17 protein-coding genes and 1 pseudogene are annotated in these 20213 nt (G+C 64.0%); 7 read left to right on the top strand and 11 right to left on the bottom strand.

Translation table 11 applies throughout. From position 1 onward, the window contains the following. The 7 genes from FVW20_RS08085 to FVW20_RS08055 all read right to left on the bottom strand — a co-directional run. Positions 1–236, bottom strand: a 236-nt coding sequence (locus FVW20_RS08085) for a hypothetical protein (RefSeq protein WP_196609013.1), incomplete at its 3' end; no start/stop codon positions are given. 2 nt (positions 237–238) lie between these two features. Then, positions 239–1798 carry a sodium:solute symporter family transporter gene (locus FVW20_RS08080; protein WP_196609012.1) on the bottom strand — a complete coding sequence of 520 codons (1560 nt, stop codon included), beginning with the start codon at positions 1796–1798 and terminating at the stop codon, positions 239–241. After that, positions 1791–2177 carry a DUF485 domain-containing protein gene (locus tag FVW20_RS08075; protein ID WP_231038967.1) on the bottom strand — a complete coding sequence of 129 codons (387 nt, stop codon included), beginning with the start codon at positions 2175–2177 and terminating at the stop codon, positions 1791–1793. Before FVW20_RS08075 ends, FVW20_RS08080 begins: the two co-directional genes overlap by 8 nt. Before the next feature lie 685 nt (positions 2178–2862). Beyond that, positions 2863–3102 (bottom strand): hypothetical protein, encoded by a 240-nt coding sequence (locus FVW20_RS08070; protein ID WP_167123145.1) that lies wholly within the window; start codon positions 3100–3102, stop codon positions 2863–2865. Positions 3103–3554: 452 nt separating this feature from the next. Next, positions 3555–6182, bottom strand: coding sequence for a Lon protease family protein (locus tag FVW20_RS08065; protein ID WP_196609010.1), 2628 nt, complete (start codon positions 6180–6182; stop codon positions 3555–3557). A gap of 15 nt (positions 6183–6197) precedes the next feature. Then, positions 6198–6626 carry an Hsp20/alpha crystallin family protein gene (locus FVW20_RS08060; protein WP_196609009.1) on the bottom strand — a complete coding sequence of 143 codons (429 nt, stop codon included), beginning with the start codon at positions 6624–6626 and terminating at the stop codon, positions 6198–6200. A 384-nt stretch (positions 6627–7010) separates the two neighbouring features. Then, positions 7011–7295, bottom strand: coding sequence for a peptidylprolyl isomerase (locus FVW20_RS08055; RefSeq protein WP_012611461.1), 285 nt, complete (start codon positions 7293–7295; stop codon positions 7011–7013). Positions 7296–7447: 152 nt separating this feature from the next. On the opposite strand from FVW20_RS08055, the gene FVW20_RS08050 reads away from it, so the two are divergent. From FVW20_RS08050 to FVW20_RS08020, 7 genes are all read left to right on the top strand, one after another. Next, a complete protein-coding gene (locus tag FVW20_RS08050) occupies positions 7448–9154 on the top strand; it encodes a 30S ribosomal protein S1 (protein WP_196609008.1) in 1707 nt (568 codons plus the stop codon). Between the two features lie 233 nt (positions 9155–9387). Further along, positions 9388–10833 carry a DegQ family serine endoprotease gene (locus FVW20_RS08045; protein ID WP_196609007.1) on the top strand — a complete coding sequence of 482 codons (1446 nt, stop codon included), beginning with the start codon at positions 9388–9390 and terminating at the stop codon, positions 10831–10833. 207 nt (positions 10834–11040) lie between these two features. Further along, entirely contained in the window at positions 11041–12486 is a 1446-nt protein-coding gene (hslU, locus tag FVW20_RS08040) for an ATP-dependent protease ATPase subunit HslU (RefSeq protein WP_196609006.1), read from the top strand. A gap of 96 nt (positions 12487–12582) precedes the next feature. Beyond that, positions 12583–13545: an acetylglutamate kinase gene (argB, locus tag FVW20_RS08035; RefSeq protein WP_196609005.1), complete on the top strand. Its 963-nt coding sequence runs from the start codon at positions 12583–12585 to the stop codon at positions 13543–13545. A gap of 462 nt (positions 13546–14007) precedes the next feature. Beyond that, complete coding sequence (locus FVW20_RS08030) at positions 14008–14856, top strand: split-Soret cytochrome c (RefSeq protein WP_196609004.1); 849 nt, start codon at positions 14008–14010, stop codon at positions 14854–14856. Between the two features lie 212 nt (positions 14857–15068). Then, entirely contained in the window at positions 15069–15527 is a 459-nt protein-coding gene (locus tag FVW20_RS08025; RefSeq protein ID WP_196609003.1) for a cache domain-containing protein, read from the top strand. 72 nt (positions 15528–15599) lie between these two features. Continuing rightward, complete coding sequence (locus FVW20_RS08020) at positions 15600–17375, top strand: methyl-accepting chemotaxis protein (RefSeq protein ID WP_196609002.1); 1776 nt, start codon at positions 15600–15602, stop codon at positions 17373–17375. Positions 17376–17400: 25 nt separating this feature from the next. On the opposite strand, the gene FVW20_RS08015 is transcribed toward FVW20_RS08020, so the two are convergent. The 4 genes and pseudogenes from FVW20_RS08015 to FVW20_RS08000 form a co-directional block, all read right to left on the bottom strand. Continuing rightward, a complete protein-coding gene (locus FVW20_RS08015) occupies positions 17401–17607 on the bottom strand; it encodes a DUF1737 domain-containing protein (protein WP_196609001.1) in 207 nt (68 codons plus the stop codon). Between the two features lie 108 nt (positions 17608–17715). Then, complete coding sequence (locus FVW20_RS08010; protein WP_307831430.1) at positions 17716–18495, bottom strand: substrate-binding periplasmic protein; 780 nt, start codon at positions 18493–18495, stop codon at positions 17716–17718. A 139-nt stretch (positions 18496–18634) separates the two neighbouring features. After that, a complete protein-coding gene (locus FVW20_RS08005) occupies positions 18635–19990 on the bottom strand; it encodes a deoxyguanosinetriphosphate triphosphohydrolase (RefSeq protein ID WP_196608999.1) in 1356 nt (451 codons plus the stop codon). 15 nt (positions 19991–20005) lie between these two features. Next, a pseudogene (locus FVW20_RS08000) lies at positions 20006–20213 on the bottom strand (hypothetical protein); the annotation flags it as partial.

The following is a 20213-nucleotide window of genomic DNA, read 5'->3' as shown; positions in this document are numbered from 1 at the left end:
GCCATCCGCGCGGCGGCCTCGCGCAGGGGTGTTCCCGCCGCCACGTACAACGGCGCGCGGCAAGCCGCCGTGCCGCATTCTTCCAGCACATCGCGCACGGGGCGCAGCAGCGGGGTTTCCGCAGGCAGCGCGGCAAGGGACAACGGACCGTGCGTGGCCCGGTCCCCTACCCGCACCAAAGGCCCCTCCCCGTCGGGAGGGGCCATGGTTGCCATGGTGGGATCGCCGGTCTTCATGCCTACTCCGCGCCCACGCCGAGGTAGTTGCGGATCTTCTGTTCGGCGTAGCGTTGTTCCGCGTCGGGCTCGGGCCGCAGCACCGATCCCATCCATCCGGCGGCAAAGGCTGCGGGCAGCGAGATGAGCGCCGGGTTCTTCAACATGAAGGGCGCGGCCATGCCCCAGGGCGAATGCAGCACGTCCCCCCACACGGTGGGGCTGAGCACGATGAGCCCCACGGCCAACGTGGCCCCGGTGGCGATGGAGCACACTGCCCCGAAGGTGGAAAAACGCTTCCACAGGATGGACATGAGCAGCGCGGGAAAGTTGGCGCTGGCGGCGATGGCGAAGGCCAGCCCCACCATGAAGGCCACGTTCTGCCCCTTGAAGGCGATGCCCAGCGCCACGGCCAGCACGCCCAGCGCCACGGTGGCCCGCTTGGCCATGCGCACTTCGTCGTCTTCCGTGGACTGCCCGCGCCGGAACACATTCGCGTACAGATCATGGGCGTAGGTGGTGGCTCCCGCCAGTGTCAGCCCGGCCACCACGGCCAGGATGGTGGCGAAGGCCACGGCGGCGATGAAGCCCAGGAACATGGTGCCGCCGGTCACCTCGGCCAGCAGCAGCGCGGCCATGTTGCCCCCCCTGTCAAACCCGGCGACGACCTCCTGCCCCACCAGCGTCATGGCCCCGAAGCCGATGATGAAGGTGAGCACGTAGAAGTACGAGATGAGGCCCGTGGCATAGAACACCGACTTGCGGGCGGCCTTGGCGTCCGGCACGGTGTAGAAGCGCATCAGGATGTGCGGCAGCCCCGCCGTGCCGAACATCAGCGCCATGCCCAGCGACAGGGCGTCCCACGGGTTGGACACGAGGCCGCCGGGGGCCAGCACCTTGTCGCCGTAGCGCGCGGCGGATGCGCGGAACAGTTCCGCCGGGCTGAAGCCGAAGTGCCGCAACACGAAGAACACCATCACGCTGGCACCGCCCAGCAGCAGCACCGCCTTGATGATCTGCACCCAGGTGGTGGCCAGCATGCCGCCGAACAGCACGTATGCGATCATCACCGCACCCACCACCAGCACAGCCGTTTCGTACGGCAGGCCGAACATCAGGTGCACCAGCGAGCCGGATCCCACCATCTGGGCGATGAGGTAGAAGGCCACGGTCATCAGCGAGCCGCACGCCGCCGCCACGCGGATGGGCTTTTGCCGCAGGCGGTAGGCCACCACGTCGGCAAAGGTGTACTTGCCAAGGTTGCGCAAGGGTTCCGCGATGAGGAACATCATCACCGGCCAGCCCACCAGGAAGCCGATGGAATAGATGAGCCCGTCGTACCCCTTCAGCGCCACCAGCCCGGCAATGCCCAGGAACGAGGCCGCGCTCATGTAGTCGCCCGCAAGGGCCAGCCCGTTCTGGAACCCGGTGACGCTGCGCCCGGCCGCATAGAATTCCGCCGCCGAACGGCTGCGCCGGGCCGCCCACCAGGTGACGCCCAGGGTAAAGGCCACGAACAGGAAGAAGAACCCGATGGACAGCGCATTGGGCTGCCCGATGGTGGACGTGAATTCGCTAGCCATGGTGCGCCCCCTTCATGGTCTGGCCCGCTTTGTCGCCGGGCTGCATGCCCGACTGCATGCCCGCCACGATGCGGCGCACCGCGCCGTCATACGACCGGTTGGCCCACCACACGTAGACGCCGGTGAGCGCCGAGGCGATGACGATGATGCCGAACCCCACGGGAATGCCCAGGGTCATGCCGCCGCCCACGGAGGCCTGCAACAGGTCGCGCCGGAAGGCCAGCACCATGATGAAGCCGAAGTAGATGACCAGCATCAGGGCAGTCAGGATAAGGGAAACGCCCCACCGGGCGCGAACCAGCGCCGCGAACTGCGCCTCGTCGGGGTGGTTGTGCACCCGATGCGGCAGAGGTGATGCCCCGTGCTGGGCCGGGGCCATGTGGGTTTGGGGGGCTTCCATGGTCATGTCGGTGGTGCCCGCCGTTTCGGTGATCGTGGCCATGCGTGCCTCCTTGTGGTGTTCCGCCCTTGCCGCGCGCCCACTGTGCCCGTCGCATAGGGGGGCGCGGGCCGGTGCAGTGCCCGTCCGGCGGCGTCTACTCCATCATGAACCATCATGGGCCATCATGAACCATCATGGGCCATCACGCGCCGCCGGTGTCGATGGCTCCGTTGTACGGCCATGCGACTACAGTGCCACATCACTTTCGGTGAATGGCCCTCACACACCCACAAACGCGCGAAAAACGGAAAAGGGGCCGACCAGAGCCGCCTGCGGCGCCGCTTGCCGTTCATCGACGGCGCACGGACGAACGCGGCGCACCTGAAAAGAAATGTACCGCAACATGCCGTTCACCGGCCATCACACACCGTACGCCCCGGAACGTGCGCCATTCGGCCCTCCGCCCCCTCACACCGGCGACAGGACAACAAGGGAACAAGGGCGACAGGAACGACAGGGGCGACAGGGAAGGGCGGCAAGGAGGACGCCCGGTCACCCCACACGCACGGCAACGAAAAAGGGATGCCGCGCCCTTGCGACATCCCCTGCGTCATCTCCTGCAACCAGCGCCGCGACAGTCTTCAGACATCGCCAACGGGCCGCCTCCCGAACCGGACCAACCTTACTGTTCAGACAGCAGCGGCACCGTCTCGTGCAGCGCATCCATCAAGCCGCGCACGGCACGTCGGCGCATACCCGGCACATCGTGCCATGCTTGGGCGTCGCAACTGACGCAACAGTTGCCCCGCTCCACGTCGACGAACAACAGCGTCCCCACCCGCGCCTCAATTTCCGTTCGCTTGCCGTCGCGTGTCACAAGCACGACCTGCACCAGGTCGTACGGATACTCTTCGTTGGTCATGCGTCCTCCTTTGGCCGTTACGGGAGAGGGGTTCCCCCCTCTTATCACATGATGTCTCCCGTTCAAGATGCGTCAGGCGGAACGATCTGACATTGTGCATTTGCGGGACTAGCTGTTTCTTCGGTGCACTACGTGCATATCCATTGCCTTTTTTCCGTGGCGCATACGCATTTGACGCTTGCCCTGCCTCATTGTGAAATAAATAATTACACACATCCTAATGATTGAACAATCAGCCATCGACACAAATGCCGACAATGCATCGGCAGGTGTCTTCCGGCTGCATGCCGTTGGCCTTCCCCCCGCTGCGCGCGTTTTGCGCCACACACAAAAGGCGGCCCCTTCCCGCAGGAAGGGGCCGCCCGTCCAGTCATGCAAAGACCTGCGTGCGGTCACGCGCCCGGTCACGACCGTCCCCATGCGTCTGGGGGCAAGGCCGTTGGGCGCAGCCTTTACGCAACCTGTTTCTTCTTGCCTTCCGGCTCCTTGGAAGGTTTGGCACGCTTGCCCCTGGCCTTGCCGTTGCCCCCGTTTCCATTGTCGTCCTTCTTATCGCCAAAGTTGCGCAGGCCCTCGGCCAGTTCACGCAGCCGGGCGTCCACCTTGCCGTACACGGAATCGGGGGGGTAGTTGCCGTCCGCTCCGCGCACCCCGGCGGGTACGCCGGTCAGCAGCTCGATGCCCTCGTCCACCGTGCGCACGGCCCAGACACGGAAGGTGCCCGCGCGGACGGAATCCAGCACCTCTGGCCGCAGCATCAGGTCGTTGACGTTGGCGGCAGGAATCAGCACGCCCTGCTCGCCGGTCAGCCCCTTGCGCCTGCACACCTCGTGGAAGCCTTCGATCTTCTCGTTCACGCCGCCGATGGGTTGCACCTCGCCCTTCTGGTTCACCGAGCCGGTGACGGCAATGCCCTGCCTGATGGGCACGCCCGACAGGCTGGAGAGCAGCGCGTACAGTTCGGTGGACGAGGCCGAGTCGCCGTCCACCCCGCCGTACGACTGCTCGAAGGCGATGGACGCCGACAGCGACAGCGGCTTGTCCTGCGCGAAGGCCCGGCGCAGGTAGCCGGAAAGGATGAGCATGCCCTTGTTGTGGATGGCCCCGGACAGGTCCGATTCCCGCTCGATGTTGATGATGCCCTCGCGCCCCATGGAGGTGGTGGCGGTGATGCGCGATGGCTTGCCGAACATGTGGTCGCCCATGGCGTACACGGCCAGCCCGTTCACCTGCCCGACGACATCGCCGTCGGTATCGATGAACACGCTGCCCCGGTCGATCATTTCCTGCACCTTCTCCTCGATGAGCCCGGCGCGGTACAGCCGCCCTTCCACCGCCTGGGTCACGTGCGCGGCGGACACCATGTCCGCCCCCTCTCCGCGGGCGATGTACTCGGCCTCCTCCATGATGTCGCGCAGCACCGGGAACGAGGTGGTCAGCTTTTCCCGCCGCCCGGTCATGCGCACGCCGTGCTCCAGCAGGGCGGCCACGGCGGTGGCGTCGAACTGGCGCAGCTTGCGCGCCGTCACGAAGGTCTTCATCAGCTTGGCCACGTCGGTGACGCACACCTCGTCCAGCGGCATGGACGAATCGAAGTCGGCCCATATCTTGAATATCTTCTGCACGTCGGGGTCGTAGTGGCGCAGCATGTGGTACAGCTGCGGCGTGGCCATGACCACCACCTTGACCTCCATCTCGATGGACTCCGGCTTGATGCCCGTGGCAGTGATGAAGTAGTAGGGGTCGAAGGTCTGGATCTCTATTTCCGACGTTTTCAGGGCGCGCTTCAGGGTTTGCCACACCCCCGGTTCCATGATGGCGTCCATCAGGTTCAGTACAAGGTACCCGCCGTTGGCCTTGACGAACGACCCGGCGTTGATCTTGGTGAAATCGGTGCGCCACAGGCCGGAACGGTCCATGACCCGCTCGATGGAGCCGAACAGGTTGCGGTAGTTGGGGAACGATTCCACGATAACCGGCGGACCTTCCAGTTCCGCGTTGTCCACCAGCAGGTTGACCTGGTAGGGGTGCAGCACCGCTTCCGCCGGGGCGGGCACGAACATGCCCATGGGCCCCTGCACCTGCTGGCCCATCACCTTCAGGCTGTCCAGGTTTTCCGCCATGTCGGCCAGCACCGCCTCCACGTGCTTCTGCACCTTGGGGTCGTCGTAGCTGTCCAGCAGCGGCTTGGCGAGGTCGCGGGCCGAACTCATGAACATGAGCCGGTCCACCTCTTCGGTCTTGCGCTTCACTTCCTTTTGCAGTTCGCGCACGTCCAGGAAGATGGCGTCGATCTCTTCCTTCAGGGTCTTGTAGGTTTCCTGAAGCTTTTCCAGTTCCTCGCGCGGAAAACGCCCCTTGGCGGCCATTTCCTCCAGCTTCAGCAGGTGCACCGGCTCGCCGTCCACGATGGGCACGATGTCGGGCCGCTGGATCTGGCCCATCTGCATGTTCACCAGCACAAAACCGGAATCGCGCACCTTGGTTTCCAGGTTCTTGAAGAACTCTCGGGTCTTCCTGTCATGCGCCTCGATGATCTCGTTCTTGCTGGCGATGTATTCCTGGCTTTCGAACAGTTGGGGAATGTCGCGCTTCACCGTGTCCAGGAACGCCTGCACGTCGGCCTTGAAGGCGCGGCCCTTGCCCGCGGGAAAGCGCAGCAGGATGGGTTCTTCCGGCGTCTTGAAGTTGTTCACGAAGCACAGGTCGTCGGGCGTGGCCGCTCCGTTGGCGCCGGTGCCAAGCAACCGCTTGACCATGGACAGCTTGCCGATGCCCACGGCCCCGGTGACGAAGATGTTGTAGCCCTTGCCGTGCATGCCCATGCCGAAGCGAAAGGCATCCACCCCCCGCCGCTGGCCGATGATGTCGGTCTGCTCGTCCACCTCGCCGGTATGGGCGAAGGGCAGCGTTGCGGGGTCCAGCGTCCAGCGCAGCTGTTCGGGCGCAAGGGGAGCGGGCAGCGCCCCGCCGCCCGGTACGGAAGCGGAAGAAGACGCGAAAGAGGGCGCGGATGCAGTCGAAGCCGAAGATGCGGCAGAGGCAGCGGTGCGTTTGGTCGCCTTCTTGGGAATGGTCATGGTGCCTCCTTGGGTTCAACCGGCCCGGCCGGTCCTGACGGGAACGCGGCGCGCTTCGGGCCTGCGGCACTTGGGCATGGTGATGCGCAGAACGCCCTCGTCCAGTTCCGCCTCCACGTCTTCCGTGCGTATCTTGCACGGCAGCATGAAGCGGCTTTCGTAGCGGCTGCTGGATTCACCGATGCCGCAGGTGGCACTTTGGGCGCAGCGCACCAGCAGCACGCTGCCGGTGATGACTATGTCGAGATCTTCGGCGGTAACGCCCGGCAACTGCGCCTCGACCACCACCGCATCGGGGGTGTCGATCATGCGCAGCGCCGGTTCCAGCAGCGGCTGGCAGACCGAGGGCAGGCCAAGACCAGAGCACAACCGGTCGAACATCCGGTCGCTCTCGCTTCTCAGGCGCTGCAACTCCTCGCTTTTCCACAATTTGAAGTTGGCCATGCGGATGACCTCCGGAAATGGGGGGCAAGGTGCGGGCGGGCCGGTGGGTCCCGGCGTGCCTCCCGCGCGGCGCGGCGCGCCGCTGCCTGGGTGGCCCAATCTGCCAGATCGGCCCTATCGGCCAGATCGGCACATGCGAGCCCGGTGGGCCGGGCTGTCTCCGGCAAAAAAACGGACAGCCGGGGCGGTGCCTTGCGGGGCAGCCGCCCCGGCCGGGTTGCGGTTCTCTGCATAAAACGATGGAACGCGGCGTGCCCCTGCCGGGCCGCAGCCGCCTTCCTGATTGAATAAGGCTGCGGTGTTGTCCCGTCCAGAGGGCAGCGGCGGAAGGGCCACCCCCTGCGGGATTCACGGGAGCTGTTTCCGTGGCAGGATTTTCCGGCCCTAGCTGCCGGAGCGCGCCGTAACCTCGATCAGATGATGGCCGAACTGGGTGCGCACCGGGCCGAGCACGGTGCCCACTTCGCCGGTGAACACGACTTCATCGAATTCGGGCACCATGGCGCCACGGGGGAATTCCCCCAGGTCGCCGCCACGGCGGCCCGACGGGCACTTGGAGTGGGCGCGCGCCACCTCGGCGAAGTCTTCACCCGCCAGAATGCGGGCCTTCAGTTCGTTGCAGGCATCCTCGGTATCAACGAGAATGTGGCGTGCCTTGGCTTTGAGCATGAAACCTCCTTGCGAAAATGGCGATTTCGCCACAGTATCGCATGCCGTGGACGGCGACGCAACCACGCCGTCGCACTTGCCCTTGCCCTTCGGCGCTGATATTGCGGGTGAACGCCACGCGGCGCATGCCACTTTTCAAGGAGATCGGACTGATGACTGGTGAACGCACCGAAGCCACCGGGCTGCAAACCCCGGAGGCCACCACAGAAACCGGACAGGCGGAAGCCACCGCCCCCGAAGCCACCACCGCGCCTGCCCCGCAGGACATGGCTGGTGACGACGCATTCGACGAGAACGCCAGCTTCGCGGACCTGCTGGAGGCACATTCCGGCGCGGCTGAAACCGTGCGCACCGGCGAACGGGTGAAGGCCACCGTGGTGGCCATCGGCGAGGACACCGTCTTCGTCGCCACCGGAGCCAAGGTGGACGGTCTTGTGGACCGCAAGGAACTGGAAGACGCCGAAGGCAACCTGCCCGTGGCCGTGGGCGACGTGCTGGAACTGTACGTGGTTTCAGCAAACGCCAATGAAATAAAGCTGTCGCGCGCCATGGGCGGCCAGGTTGGCCTGGCCCAGATGGAAGACGCCCTGAACGCGGGCATCCCCATTGAAGGCCGGGTTACCGGCCCCTGCAAGGGCGGCTTCAACGTCGAAGTAATGAAGCGCCGCGCCTTCTGCCCGGCCAGCCAGATGGACCTGCGCCCCGGTGCCGAGCCAGACTCGTTCACCGGCCAGACCTTCCAGTTCCTGATCACCCGCCTGGAGCAGAACGGTCGCAACATCGTGGTCTCGCGCCGCATGCTGCTGGAGCGCGAGCAGGCCGAATCGCTGAGCGCCCTCATGGAAAACGTGAAGGAAGGCGACGTGCTGGAAGGCACCGTGGCCCGCCTTGCCCCGTTTGGCGCCTTTGTGGAAATCGCCCCCGGCCTGGAAGGCATGGTGCACGTTTCCGAGCTTTCGTGGTCGCGCGTGCAGCAGGCCGATGAGGCCGTGAGCGTGGGCGACAAGGTGCGCGTGAAGGTGCTGGGCATCGCCGGTGCGGAAGAAGGCAAGGGTGGCAAGGATTCCCGCAAGGGTCCGCGCATCTCCCTGTCCATCCGTCAGGTGTCCGGCGACCCGTGGCAGGACGTGGCCGAGCGCCTGGACGCCGACCAGATACTGACCGGCAAGGTCACCCGCCTCGCCCCGTTCGGCGCCTTCATCGAGGTGCTGCCCGGCGTGGAAGGCCTGGTGCACCTTTCCGAAATGTCCTGGACCCGCCGCATCAACAAGCCTGAAGAAGCCGTGACCCCCGGCGAGACCGTATCCGTCAGGATCAAGGAACTGGATCCCGCCCGCAAGCGGCTGTCCCTTAGCCTGCGCGACGCGGAAGGCGACCCGTGGTCCACGGTGGAAGAACGCTTCCCCGCCGGTTCCACCGTCACCGGCACCGTGGAAAAGCGCGCGCCCTTCGGCCTGTTCGTGAACCTGGCCCCCGGCGTCACCGGGCTTCTGCCCAACGCCGTGGCCGCCACCTCACCCCAGTCCAAGACCTACGCCGGGCTGAACCCCGGCGCGGAAGTCTCGCTGGTGGTGCGCGACCTGGACGTGAAGGCCCGCCGCATCTCGCTGGCCCCGGCAGACGCCACCGGCGAGGACGACGGCGAATGGCGCAAGCTTGCCCAGCCCCAGAAGCGCGAGCCGCGTGAAGGGCGCGGGGGCAGCCGTGACTGGGGACGTGACGGCGGTCGCGACGGTGGACGCGATGGGGGCCGCGGTTCGCGCTCCTCTGCCCCGGCCACCGTGGTGTCCGGCGATTCCAGCGGGTTCGGCAGCCTGGGCAGCGCCCTTCAGGCCGCCCTGGACAAGCGCAAGAAGTAGCCGCACGACAACTACCGACGAAACGGGGGGGCGCATGCGCGTTCCCCCGTTTTTTCACGCCCTCGCCTTGTCCGTCGTGGGCCGCGCCTTGCGCCCCACGGACAAAAATGGCGTTCCGGTGTTTACATCGTACCGGTATGCCCTATTATCTCACCCAGTCGGCCCCGCGAAAACCGGGGCCGTTGCCGCGGGCACGTCGCCGCCTGCAAACTCCCCCTGTCAAGGAGCCCTACATGGCACGCTCACTTTCCCGTACCCTCGCCACCGCGCTGGCGCTGTGCCTTGTGCTTGCAGCCGCCGCGCAGGCCGCGCCCATGCTGCCCGATTTTCGCGAACTGGCGAAGCAGTCTGGCAACGCCGTGGTCAACATCAGCACCGAAAAAACAGTGCAGGCCGCGGAAAATCCGTTCAACGAACTGTTCCGCAACATGCCGCCCGGCACCCCCTTCGACAAATTCTTCGACCAGTTCGAAAAATTCCATGGCCGTCAGCAGCGCCCGCAAAAGCAGCGTTCGCTGGGTTCCGGCTTCATCATTTCCACCGACGGGTACATCGTCACCAACAACCATGTGGTGGCCGAGGCGGACGTGATCCGCGTGAACCTGCAAGGCGCCAGCGGCAAGTCCAACTCGTACGTGGCCAACGTCATCGGCACCGACGAGGAAACAGACCTTGCCCTGCTGAAGATCAACGCCGGCAACTCGCTGCCGGTGCTGCCCTTCGGCGATTCCGACAATCTGGAAGTGGGCGAATGGCTGCTGGCCATCGGCAACCCCTTCGGCCTCGACCACTCGGTGACCGCGGGCATCCTGAGCGCCAAGGGGCGCGACATCCGCTCCGGCCCGTTCGACAACTTCCTGCAGACCGACGCTTCCATCAACCCCGGCAACAGCGGCGGTCCGCTGCTGAACATGGGCGGCCAGGTCATCGGCATCAACACCGCCATCATCGCCTCCGGCCAGGGCATCGGCTTTGCCATTCCCAGCAACATGGCCGAGCGGGTCATCGCCCAGTTGCGGGCCGAAGGCAAGGTGCGGCGCGGCTGGATCGGCGTGACCATTCAGGACGTGGACGAGGCAACCGCCCGCGCCCTGGGCCTTGGCGAGCCGCGCGGCGCGCTGGTGGGCTCTGTGATGCCCGGCGAACCCGCCGACAAGGCGGGGCTGAAGCCCGGCGACATCGTACTGAAGGTGGAAGGCGACGACGTGTCCGATTCCAGCCAGCTGCTGCGCCGCATTGCTGCCCTGAAGCCTGGCGACACCACCAAGCTGACCCTGTGGCGCAACGGCCAGACCAAGACCGTCAACCTTACCCTTGGCGAACGCACGGCGGAACACCTGACCGCCCAGCGCGGCGACGCCGCCCCGGAAAAGAGCGGCAAGGAACAGGCCTCCGCCGGGCTTGGCATGAGCGTGCGCCCGGTCAGCGCGGAAGACGCCCGCAACCTGAAGCTGGAAGAAGCGCGCGGCCTGCTGGTGGTTTCCGTCGAGGGCGGCAAGCCCGCTGCCGAGGCGGACATCCGCGCCGGCGACATCATCCTGCTGGCCAACCTGAAGCCGGTGAACACCGCCGCCGACCTCACCAAGGTCATCGAGCAGGACGGCAAGAAGCGCGGCGCGGTGATGCTGCAGCTGATGCGCCGCGGGCAGACCTTCTTCCGCACCGTGCCCCTGGAATAGCGCGCATAGCGCACATGATCGCAAAAACGGGGAGGAGGCACGCATGTGCCCCCTCCCCTTCCGTTTACGGCCCGGTCCGCACCCCTGCCGGGCGTTGGCTTTAGCCGCCCGCGCTGGTATCGTGCCCCGCACGGCGTTACCCGCCGCCTGCCACGCAGTCGGCGGGCCTCCGGCAGAACGAACAACCCGCCTTCGCGCACACCGAACATGAGCAACCTCACCCCCCGTGAAATCGTTTCGGAACTGGACAAGTACATCGTGGGCCAGAACGCCGCAAAGCGCATGGTGGCCGTGGCCATGCGCAACCGCTGGCGCCGCCAGCAACTGGACCCGGCCCTGCGAGACGAGATAGCCCCCAAGAACATCATCATGATGGGCCCCACCGGCGTCGGCAAGACCGAGATCGCCCGGCGGCTGGCCAGGCTTTCCGCGTCGCCGTTCATCAAGGTGGAGGCCACCAAGTTCACCGAGGTGGGCTACGTGGGCCGCGACGTGGAATCCATGGTGCGCGACCTGATGGAAATCGGCATCGCCCTGGTGCGGGCCGAGGAAAACGAAAAGGTGCGCGTGAAGGCCGAGGCCCGCGCAGAGGAACGCCTGCTGGACCTGCTGCTGCCCGGCGGCGCGCCCCAGCCCCCGCAAACCCAGGGCATGGGCGGCCTGACCTTCGACCTTTCCGGCGGGCAGGCCATTCCCCAGCCCCCGGCACAGGCCGATGCGTCCCACGCGTCCTCTCCCACGGGCACGGGCGCCGGCTCCGCATCGGACAGCCGCTCCTCCACCCGCGAAAAACTGCGCACCCTGTGGCACGGCGGCAAGCTGGACGACCGCGAGGTGGACATGGAGGTGGAGGAATCCGGTGGGCCTCAGGTGGGCGTTCTGTCCATGCCGGGGCTGGAGGACGTGGGTTCGCAGGTGCGCGACATGTTCAGCAAGGTCTTTCCCTCGCGCCGCAAGCGCCGCCGCATGAAGGTGCGCGACGCCTTCAACCTGCTGACGCAGGAAGAGGCCGACCGGCTCATCGACCACGACCGCGTGTCGGACCTGGCCCGCGAACGGGTGGAGCAGACCGGCATCATCTTCATCGACGAAATCGACAAGATCGCCAGCGGCAGTACCCAGAAAAGCTCCGACGTCTCGCGCGAAGGGGTGCAGCGCGACCTTCTGCCCATCGTGGAAGGCAGCGTGGTCAACACCAAGTACGGCATGGTGCGCACCGACCACATCCTGTTCATCGCCGCCGGGGCGTTCCATTTCAGCAAGCCCTCGGACCTGATTCCGGAATTGCAGGGGCGCTTTCCCCTGCGGGCGGAGTTGTCCGCACTGGGAAAGGACGACTTCCTGCGCATCCTCACCGAGCCGCACAACGCGCTGACCAGGCAGTACACCGCGCTGCTGCAAACGGAAGGCGTGCATATCCAATTCACCGACGACGCCCTGCGCGAAATCGCCGCCTTTGCCGAAGAAACCAACGCCCAGACCGAGAACATCGGCGCGCGCCGACTGTACACCATACTGGAAAAAATCCTGGCCGACCTTTCGTTCGAGGCGCCCGACCGCTCCGGCGACCGGGTCACCGTGGACAGCGACTACGTGCGCGAGCACCTGGCCGACGTGCGCGCCAACAAGGACCTTAGCCGCTACATTTTGTAGTACCGGCTTCCGGTAAAATCCTGCCTTGGGAAACAGGCCCTGTTGCAAGAACCCCAGCCGCTACCTTGCCGTAGCGCACCGCCCGCAGAGAGTGCCATGAGCCAGACCGAACAGGCCGCGTCCTGCTGCGCAGACCCCGCCGCCTACGCCAAGCTCCAGTCCAAGGTGCTCATCGAGTGCCTGCCCTACATGCGCCAGTTCCACGGGCAGACCGTGGTCATCAAGTACGGCGGCCACGCCATGAAGGACGAGGCGCTGAAAAAGGCCTTCGCCCTCAACATCGCCCTCTTGAAGCAGGTGGGCATCAACCCGGTGGTGGTGCACGGCGGCGGCCCGCAGATCGGTCGCATGCTGGAGCAACTGCACATCCAGTCGCAGTTCCGCGAGGGGCTGCGCGTCACCGACGACGCCACCATGGACGTGGTGGAAATGGTGCTGGTGGGCAAGGTCAACAAGGAAATCGTGAACCTGCTGAACCTCAGCGGGGTGAAGGCCGTGGGCCTTTCCGGCAAGGACGGCCAGCTCATCCGCGCCCGCAAGATGGAGATGATCGTCAACGGCGGCAACCATGCGCCGGAAATCATCGACCTTGGCAAGGTGGGCGAGGTGATGCGGGTGGAAACCACCCTGCTCCGCTCGCTGGAGCGCGACAACTTCGTACCGGTCATCGCGCCCGTGGGCGTGGACGAAAACGGCGAGACGTACAACATCAACGCCGACGCCGTGGCCGGGGCCGTGGCGGCGGCGCTGCGCGCCAAGCGCCTGCTGCTGCTCACCGACGTGGCGGGCATCCTGGACAAGCAGAAGGAACTGATCCGCTCGCTGACCACCCGCGAGGCCGTGGAACTGTTCACCGACGGCACCCTGACCGGCGGCATGATCCCCAAGGTGAAATGCTGCCTGGAAGCGCTGGAGGAAGGCGTGGAAAAGGCCATGATCGTCGATGGCCGCGTGGAAAACTGCATCCTGCTGGAACTGTTCACCGACAAGGGCATCAGCACCGAAATCGTGGGCGAGTGCGGCATGCGCGCCGCCGTAAGCTGCGGCTGCCGCCGGTAGGGGCAGTTTCTGAAGTGCCCGCCCGTTGGCAGGCACGCGGAGCATCCCCGCGCCATCTGACAGCCCCCCAAGCGCCACCTGTAATCGCCACCCCCAAGAGGCCGGAAGGATTCCCTTCCGGCCTTTTTTCCGCCCTTTCATCACCGCTCCCCATTCAGCCAGCCCACCCACGGCATCTCGGAGCCCTGTGCCGCTGCCGTTTCGCGCGCGTTGCCGCCGTCGCGCCCCTGCCTTCCCCCTGCCAGCCCTTTCCCCCAGTCGCACCTGCAATGTCCGGTTGGCGGCACGACATGCGCGGTTGGCAGCCTGAAAGTCATGTTTGCACCCATCACCTCCCCTGGATTCATGCAACACCCCGTCGTTTCACGTTGTTCACGAAAAGAACAACCATGGAACGCCTCTTGCTGATGCACAACCAATACCGAGCGCGAGTGATCGCTCCTATTTCATCGGAGGAACAGCATGGAACGGATGAACAGAAGAACGATGCTGAAGACCATGGGGGTGCTGGGGTGCGCCACGGGCTGCCTTGCCGGCGGCCTGCTGCCGGGCGCGGGGTCCGTCCTTGCGCCGGAACCGGCCATGGCCGCCACCAGCGGACGCTTTGCCCAGAAGGACGCCCCCTTCTCGTGGAAGCCCCACGTGCTGGATGCCGGGGTCTGCGCGCCCGTGGCCTACGACGGCTACTGGCACCAGGGGTACGGCTGCGGGTACGGGGTGTTCTACGCCATCGTGGGCATGATGGGCGAACAGCACGGCGCGCCGTACAACCAGTTTCCCTTCACGATGCTGGAGGTGGGCAAGAGCGGCATTTCCGACTGGGGCACCATCTGCGGCGCGCTGCTGGGCGCGGCCAGCGCCTTTGCGCTGTTCTGGGGCCGCAAGGAACGCGACCCCATGGTGGCGGAACTGTTCCGCTGGTACGAGCAGACCGCCTTCCCCATGCATGATCCGGGCACGGCCTTCAAGGGTGTGGGCGGTGCGCTGCCCACCAGCGTGAGCCATTCACCGTTGTGCCACGTCTCCGTGGGCCGGTGGTGCCAGGCATCGGGCTTTGCGGAAAAAAGCAAGGAACGCGGCGAGCGTTGCGCGCGCATCACCGCCGACGTGGCCGTGAAGGCCATCGCCATCATGAACGCCAAGCAGGCAGGCGCCTTTGCCGTTGCCCACGGCGACCCGGCTTCGGTCACCTACTGCGGCGAATGCCACAACCCCGGCAAGCAATCGCCCCTGCTAAAGGGCAAGATGGACTGTACCCCCTGCCATTCCGGCAGCCCGCATACGGCGGACAAATTCAGGAACCATCCCTGATTCCCGCGCCACCCAGCAACACAGCGCAACACAATACCCAACATGACGATGACAACCGGCCAGGCGGACAGCAGTCCACCTGGCCGGTTGCACGTTCCGGCATGTCACCACTCGCCCCGCGCCAAGTAATCATGCCCAGCGCGTATCCGCCAAGCTATCATGAGGCCTCGTCCATATTCACCGGCGCGGCATGGCCCGCCAATGGAGCTCACATGAAATACGCACTGCGCGCGGCGCTTGCCCTGTTGCTCGTGACGGCCCTGTGCACGCTGGCGAGCGCCCAGTCCAAGGGCAGCAAGGATGAAGCCGTCGCCATGGTCAAAAAGGCCGTGGCCTACCTCAAGGCCAACGGGCGCGACAAGACCTTTGCGGAAATCAGCAACCCGCAGGGCATGTTCATCGACCGGGATCTGTACGTGGTTGTCTACGACATGCAGGGCAACTGCCTTGCCCATGGCGCCAACGCCAAACAGATCGGCAAGAACCTGATGGACCTGCGCGACCCCGACGGCAAGTACTTCGTCAAGGAGCGCGTGGAACTGGGCAAAAGCAAGGCCTCGTTCTGGCAGGACTACAAGTTCGGCAACCCCCAGACCAAGCTCATCGAACCAAAATCCATGTACATGGAACGCGTGGACGACCTGCTGGTGGGCTGCGGGGCGTACCAGTAAACCCGGACTCCGTGTCCGCATGACCTTCGACGCCCGCTCACCACGGGCGTCGGTTTTCCTCAGGGGGGAGGCATGGGCATCTCGCGCATCGGCACCAAGATCGCAGGGGCCTTTCTGATCGTTGCCGCCATTACGCTCGGGGTGGGCGTCATCGGCTACCTCGGCATCAACAGTGCAAGCCATTCGCTTGAAAGCATCGTGGCCCGCCGCATGCCGGGCTTTCCGCATCTTCTGCGCATCGCGGAGGAAATCCGCGAAGTCGTCATTGCCCAGCGCAGTCTGCTGGTGCCCGGCATTTCGCCGGATTTCTCGCGGCAGCAATACGCGGCCATTGAACAGTCGCGCGCGGCCATAGCCGTGGCCATGGAAAAGTACGAGGCCCTGCCCCGTTCGGAAAGCGAAAACGCCCTGTTCGCGGAGTTTCGCACACAGCTTGAAGCGGGCCGCAAGGGCAACGACGCCCTGCTCGGCCTCATCCGCGAGTGGGAAAAGGACAAGAGCGACATCCTGGCCCTGTTGGAGATACTGGCGCGCACCACGGACCTGCGCAAGGTGCACGATGGCACATTCACGGCCCTGGATGCCCTGACGGAACAGGGGATCAAGGAATCCGCGGAACTCTACCAGCGAGAGATGCTGAGCGCCGGGCGGCACAAGATCGCCATCGTGGCGGGCATGCTGGGTGGCCCCGCGCTGGCCGTGCTGCTGGGCGTGGGCATAACGCTCATGCTCACGCGACCGCTGCGCCGGGCCGTGGACTACGCCAAGGCGGTGAGCGAAGGCAGACTGGACCGTGAATTGGACGTGCACGGCGCGGATGAGGTGGGCATGCTTGCCGAAGCGTTGCGCCGCATGGTTGTCAGCCTGAAGGGGCTGATTTCCGGGGCCGAGGAGAAACAGCGGCTGGCCACGGAAGAGGCCCACCGGGCGCGGCTGGCCACGGAAGAGGCGGAACGGGTCCGCCGCGAAGCGGAGGTCGCCACCCGCAAGGGCATGATGCTGGCCGCCAGCCGCATCGAAACGGTGGTGGCCAACGTCTCCAGGGCGTCGGAGGAACTGACGCGCCGCATCGACCACACCTCCAGCGGAACCTCGGCGCAACTCGACAGCGTGGCACGCACGGCAACGGCCATCAGCGAGATGAGCGAAACCATAGCGGGTGTCTCCCACAGCGCCACCAACGCCTCCCGCACCGCCGAGAATGCCCGTGCCAAGGCGCTGGAGGGCGCCACAGTGGTCGGCGATGTGGTGCACGGCATCGGCCTTGCGCAGGATCAGGCGCTGAGCCTGAAGACGGACATGGCCGTGCTGGGGGAACAGGCGGAAGGCATCGGCCAGATCATGAACGTCATTTCGGACATCGCCGACCAGACCAACCTGCTGGCCCTGAACGCGGCCATCGAAGCGGCCCGCGCTGGCGACGCCGGGCGCGGATTCGCCGTGGTGGCGGACGAGGTGCGCAAACTGGCGGAAAAGACCATGGCCGCCACCCGGCAGGTGGGCGAGGCCATCGGCAACATTCAGGAAGGGACGCGCAAGAACGTGCAGAACGTGGACAACGCGGTGGGCGCCATCAACGATTCAACGCTGGCCGCACAAAGGTCGGGCGAGACGCTGCGCGAAATCGTGGGGCTCATCGAGGAAACGGCGGCGCAGGTGAACAGCATCGCGGCTGCCGTGGAGCGCGAAACGGCGGAAAACGACCAGATAGACCACGCCATCAAGGAAGTGGACCGCACTTCGTCATCCATGGCCGAGGCCATGGTGCACGCGGCGCGTGCCATCGGGGATTTGGCGGACCAGGCCCACGAACTGCAACGCCTGGTCGGCGAGATGCAGCAGGGATGATGCCGACGCCCGCAGGCTGCTGGTATTACTGGGCGGAAAGGTCCATGCCCGGCACGTAGTCCTCGTCTTCCACGTCCTTGACGACGGCCTGCCCGGCGATCACCTGCTTGCGCTCGGTGTCGTAGGTCAGCGTGGGGCCGCCGTGCAGTTGCCAGCCCTTGTTCAGGGCTTCGGTAACGCGGTGGCAGAAGGCGGAATCATCAGGGCCGGTCAGGTAGCGGTAGAGCTTCATGGCGCGTTCCTGGGCAGGCGGTTGGAGCACGGAACGGGGTGACCCGTTGGAAAAACCGGATGAAGCCGGGCGGGCGATTGAACCCGGTACGGACAGTCCCGGCCGGTGTCAGCGGGACAGGTGCGTGGCCAACTTCTGCGGCCCGTATTCCGCAAACAGGGCACGCAGGATGCCGTTGGCGCGCATGCGGGCCAGCGAGGCGTTGATTCTGGGCAGAAAGTCGCGCAACGAGGCATGCAGCATCAACGTGATGGGCGCGGGGTCGGCGAACACGTAGGCCACGCGGAAATCGGTCTCTGACCAGCCCGCCCTGTGCATCCAGTAGGCGGCCTCGTAATCGTCCACGATCATGGCGTCGATGCGCCCGGCCCGCAGCTTTTGCAGGTTCTGGGTCACGGTGTAGGCGTCCTCGCGGCGCAGCATCCCGGACTCGAAGGCTTCATCGAAACCATCGTGGTAGACGTACCCGCCGATGGTCCCAAAACGCAGCCCGGCAAAATCGTGGACGGAACGGAACACACCCGTGGTTCCCGTAGAAACCAGCACCATCTCCGTGGACATCATAAACGGCTCGGAATACACGGCCACGTCAGAGAGCATGCCTTCCCACATGGGCGATGCGCACGGCACCACGTTGATCTCGCCCCTGCGGAAGGCCGCCTGGCGGCGTGGCTTGGGCATGAACCCGAATTCCACGTCCAGCCCCAGATCCTCGGCCACCTGGCGCAGCACCATGGGGCAGATGCCGTCGGCGGAACCATCCGGCCCAGGCATGATGCGCGGCGCCCACTCGTCGGACACGGCCACCAGCGTTTGCGGCGAAGGGCCACCAGCCAGCACCGGGCGCGCGGAAAACGCCAGAAGCGCCGTGCAGACCGCACACAACACGTAAAGGTCATGCCGGGCGCGCCGGTAACGCGGAATACGTTGGGTTGTACGGACGCTCATACCTCGGCGCATAGTCCATCCTGTAGACGTTGCCAAGTACTCCGGAAACACAATATGTAGGATCTCCGCGTGACACACACTACGCCTGCCAAGGACCTGTTCCAGCACCAGAAAATTGCTGTGCAACAAATGTTGCATATGAATCTGTCATTCCAGAAACATAATCAATGACACCTATATATGCACTATACAGTTCATCACTGCGTGTTTCATACTTGTCATTTGCATGCAAGCTATCGCCTAAAATTTCAAGTGCCTTAGAATACTTATACATTATAAGTTTTTTATCATTTACCACAGAGTAGTAGGCGGCAGGAATAAAAACATTCAGCAGCGTTGAGTAGACAGAATATGCTCCAACCTCAAGAACTGTCTTTCTATGCTCTGAATATACTTTTCCTCTAGCCAATGCCTTTGCATCATCAACGCACTTCAACGCATCGTAATTACACATAGATATAATATCATCAACGTCGCCACAAATTACTGCATCGTAATACCTGGCGAAAGCTTCCTTTACAGAATTCACAAGCGCATTAATCACAAGAGCACGAATATATCCAACCTTTCTTCTAACAGATGGCTGCTTGTTTACGTTTTCAATTTTATCATCACTCAAAATATTTCTATAAACATCTAGAACTTCATCGCATGTAACAAGTCGTATTTCACATGCATCTTCCAAATCTATCACGGAATAACATATATCATCAGCAGCTTCAACAAGATACGACAACGGATGCCTACGAATATGCTTTTGGGTTTTCATCAATCCGAGGACATCAAATATTTCCAAAAATATATTCTTTTCCGAGACATGATAGCTATATTTCCGAGATTTCCCTTTTCTTGCCACATCAGCTCTATAAGACGTTATTGGGTACTTCACCATAGACGCAATGACGGGGTATGTCAGATTCAAGCCACCTGTATCAACACCCCCCATTTCAAGTCGAGTAATAACGCGAAAGCCCTGCGCATTCCCATCAAAACATGTAAAATCCGTGCGGACAGACGGATCAAGCATCTCTAGATATTTAGCATTTTCAGAATCAAGAAACCATCCGCGTATTGCCTCTTCACCAGCATGCCCAAAAGGTGGGTTACCAATATCATGAGCCAAGCACGCGGCCTGAACAATTTCGCCAACGTTAACAGGGTGAATATCTTTTGGAAGTTCCCCTCTCCCGGCAAGAAAAGTCCCTACGCCCGTCCCCAAGGAGCGCCCTACACAGCTTACTTCAAGGGAATGTGACATTCTGCTATGAAGGTGGTCATTCATAGCTAAAGGATGTACTTGGCTCTTCCTGCTTAATCTACGGAAAGAGCTAGAAAATATTATTCGATCCACATCAGCAGCAAACGGACTCCGCTCAGAACAAACGGGATATTGCCTACCATAAACACGCCTAGGATTCAATAATTTAGACCACATACACAATCTCTCCCCTTATAGATACTGCCTGCGCCATTCATCCAGGAACAGCAATGACGTTTCCAGCGGGGTCAACTGCCCACTGTGCTGGCGCAGGGCGGTGACCACGTCCGCAAAGGCGGCGTCGGCGGGCAGGCCCAGCCGGTCCAGCAGCGCGGCAAGGTCGCGGCGCATGTCCTCGGGAAGGTCGGCGGGCAGACCTGCGTCGGCGGCGCGCGGGGCG

It is taken from the genome of Nitratidesulfovibrio oxamicus, from assembly GCF_015731765.1.
Classification (GTDB): domain Bacteria; phylum Desulfobacterota; class Desulfovibrionia; order Desulfovibrionales; family Desulfovibrionaceae; genus Cupidesulfovibrio; species Cupidesulfovibrio oxamicus.
Note: the sequence above shows the minus strand (reverse complement) of the source record. Positions and strands in the feature narration are given on the sequence as shown.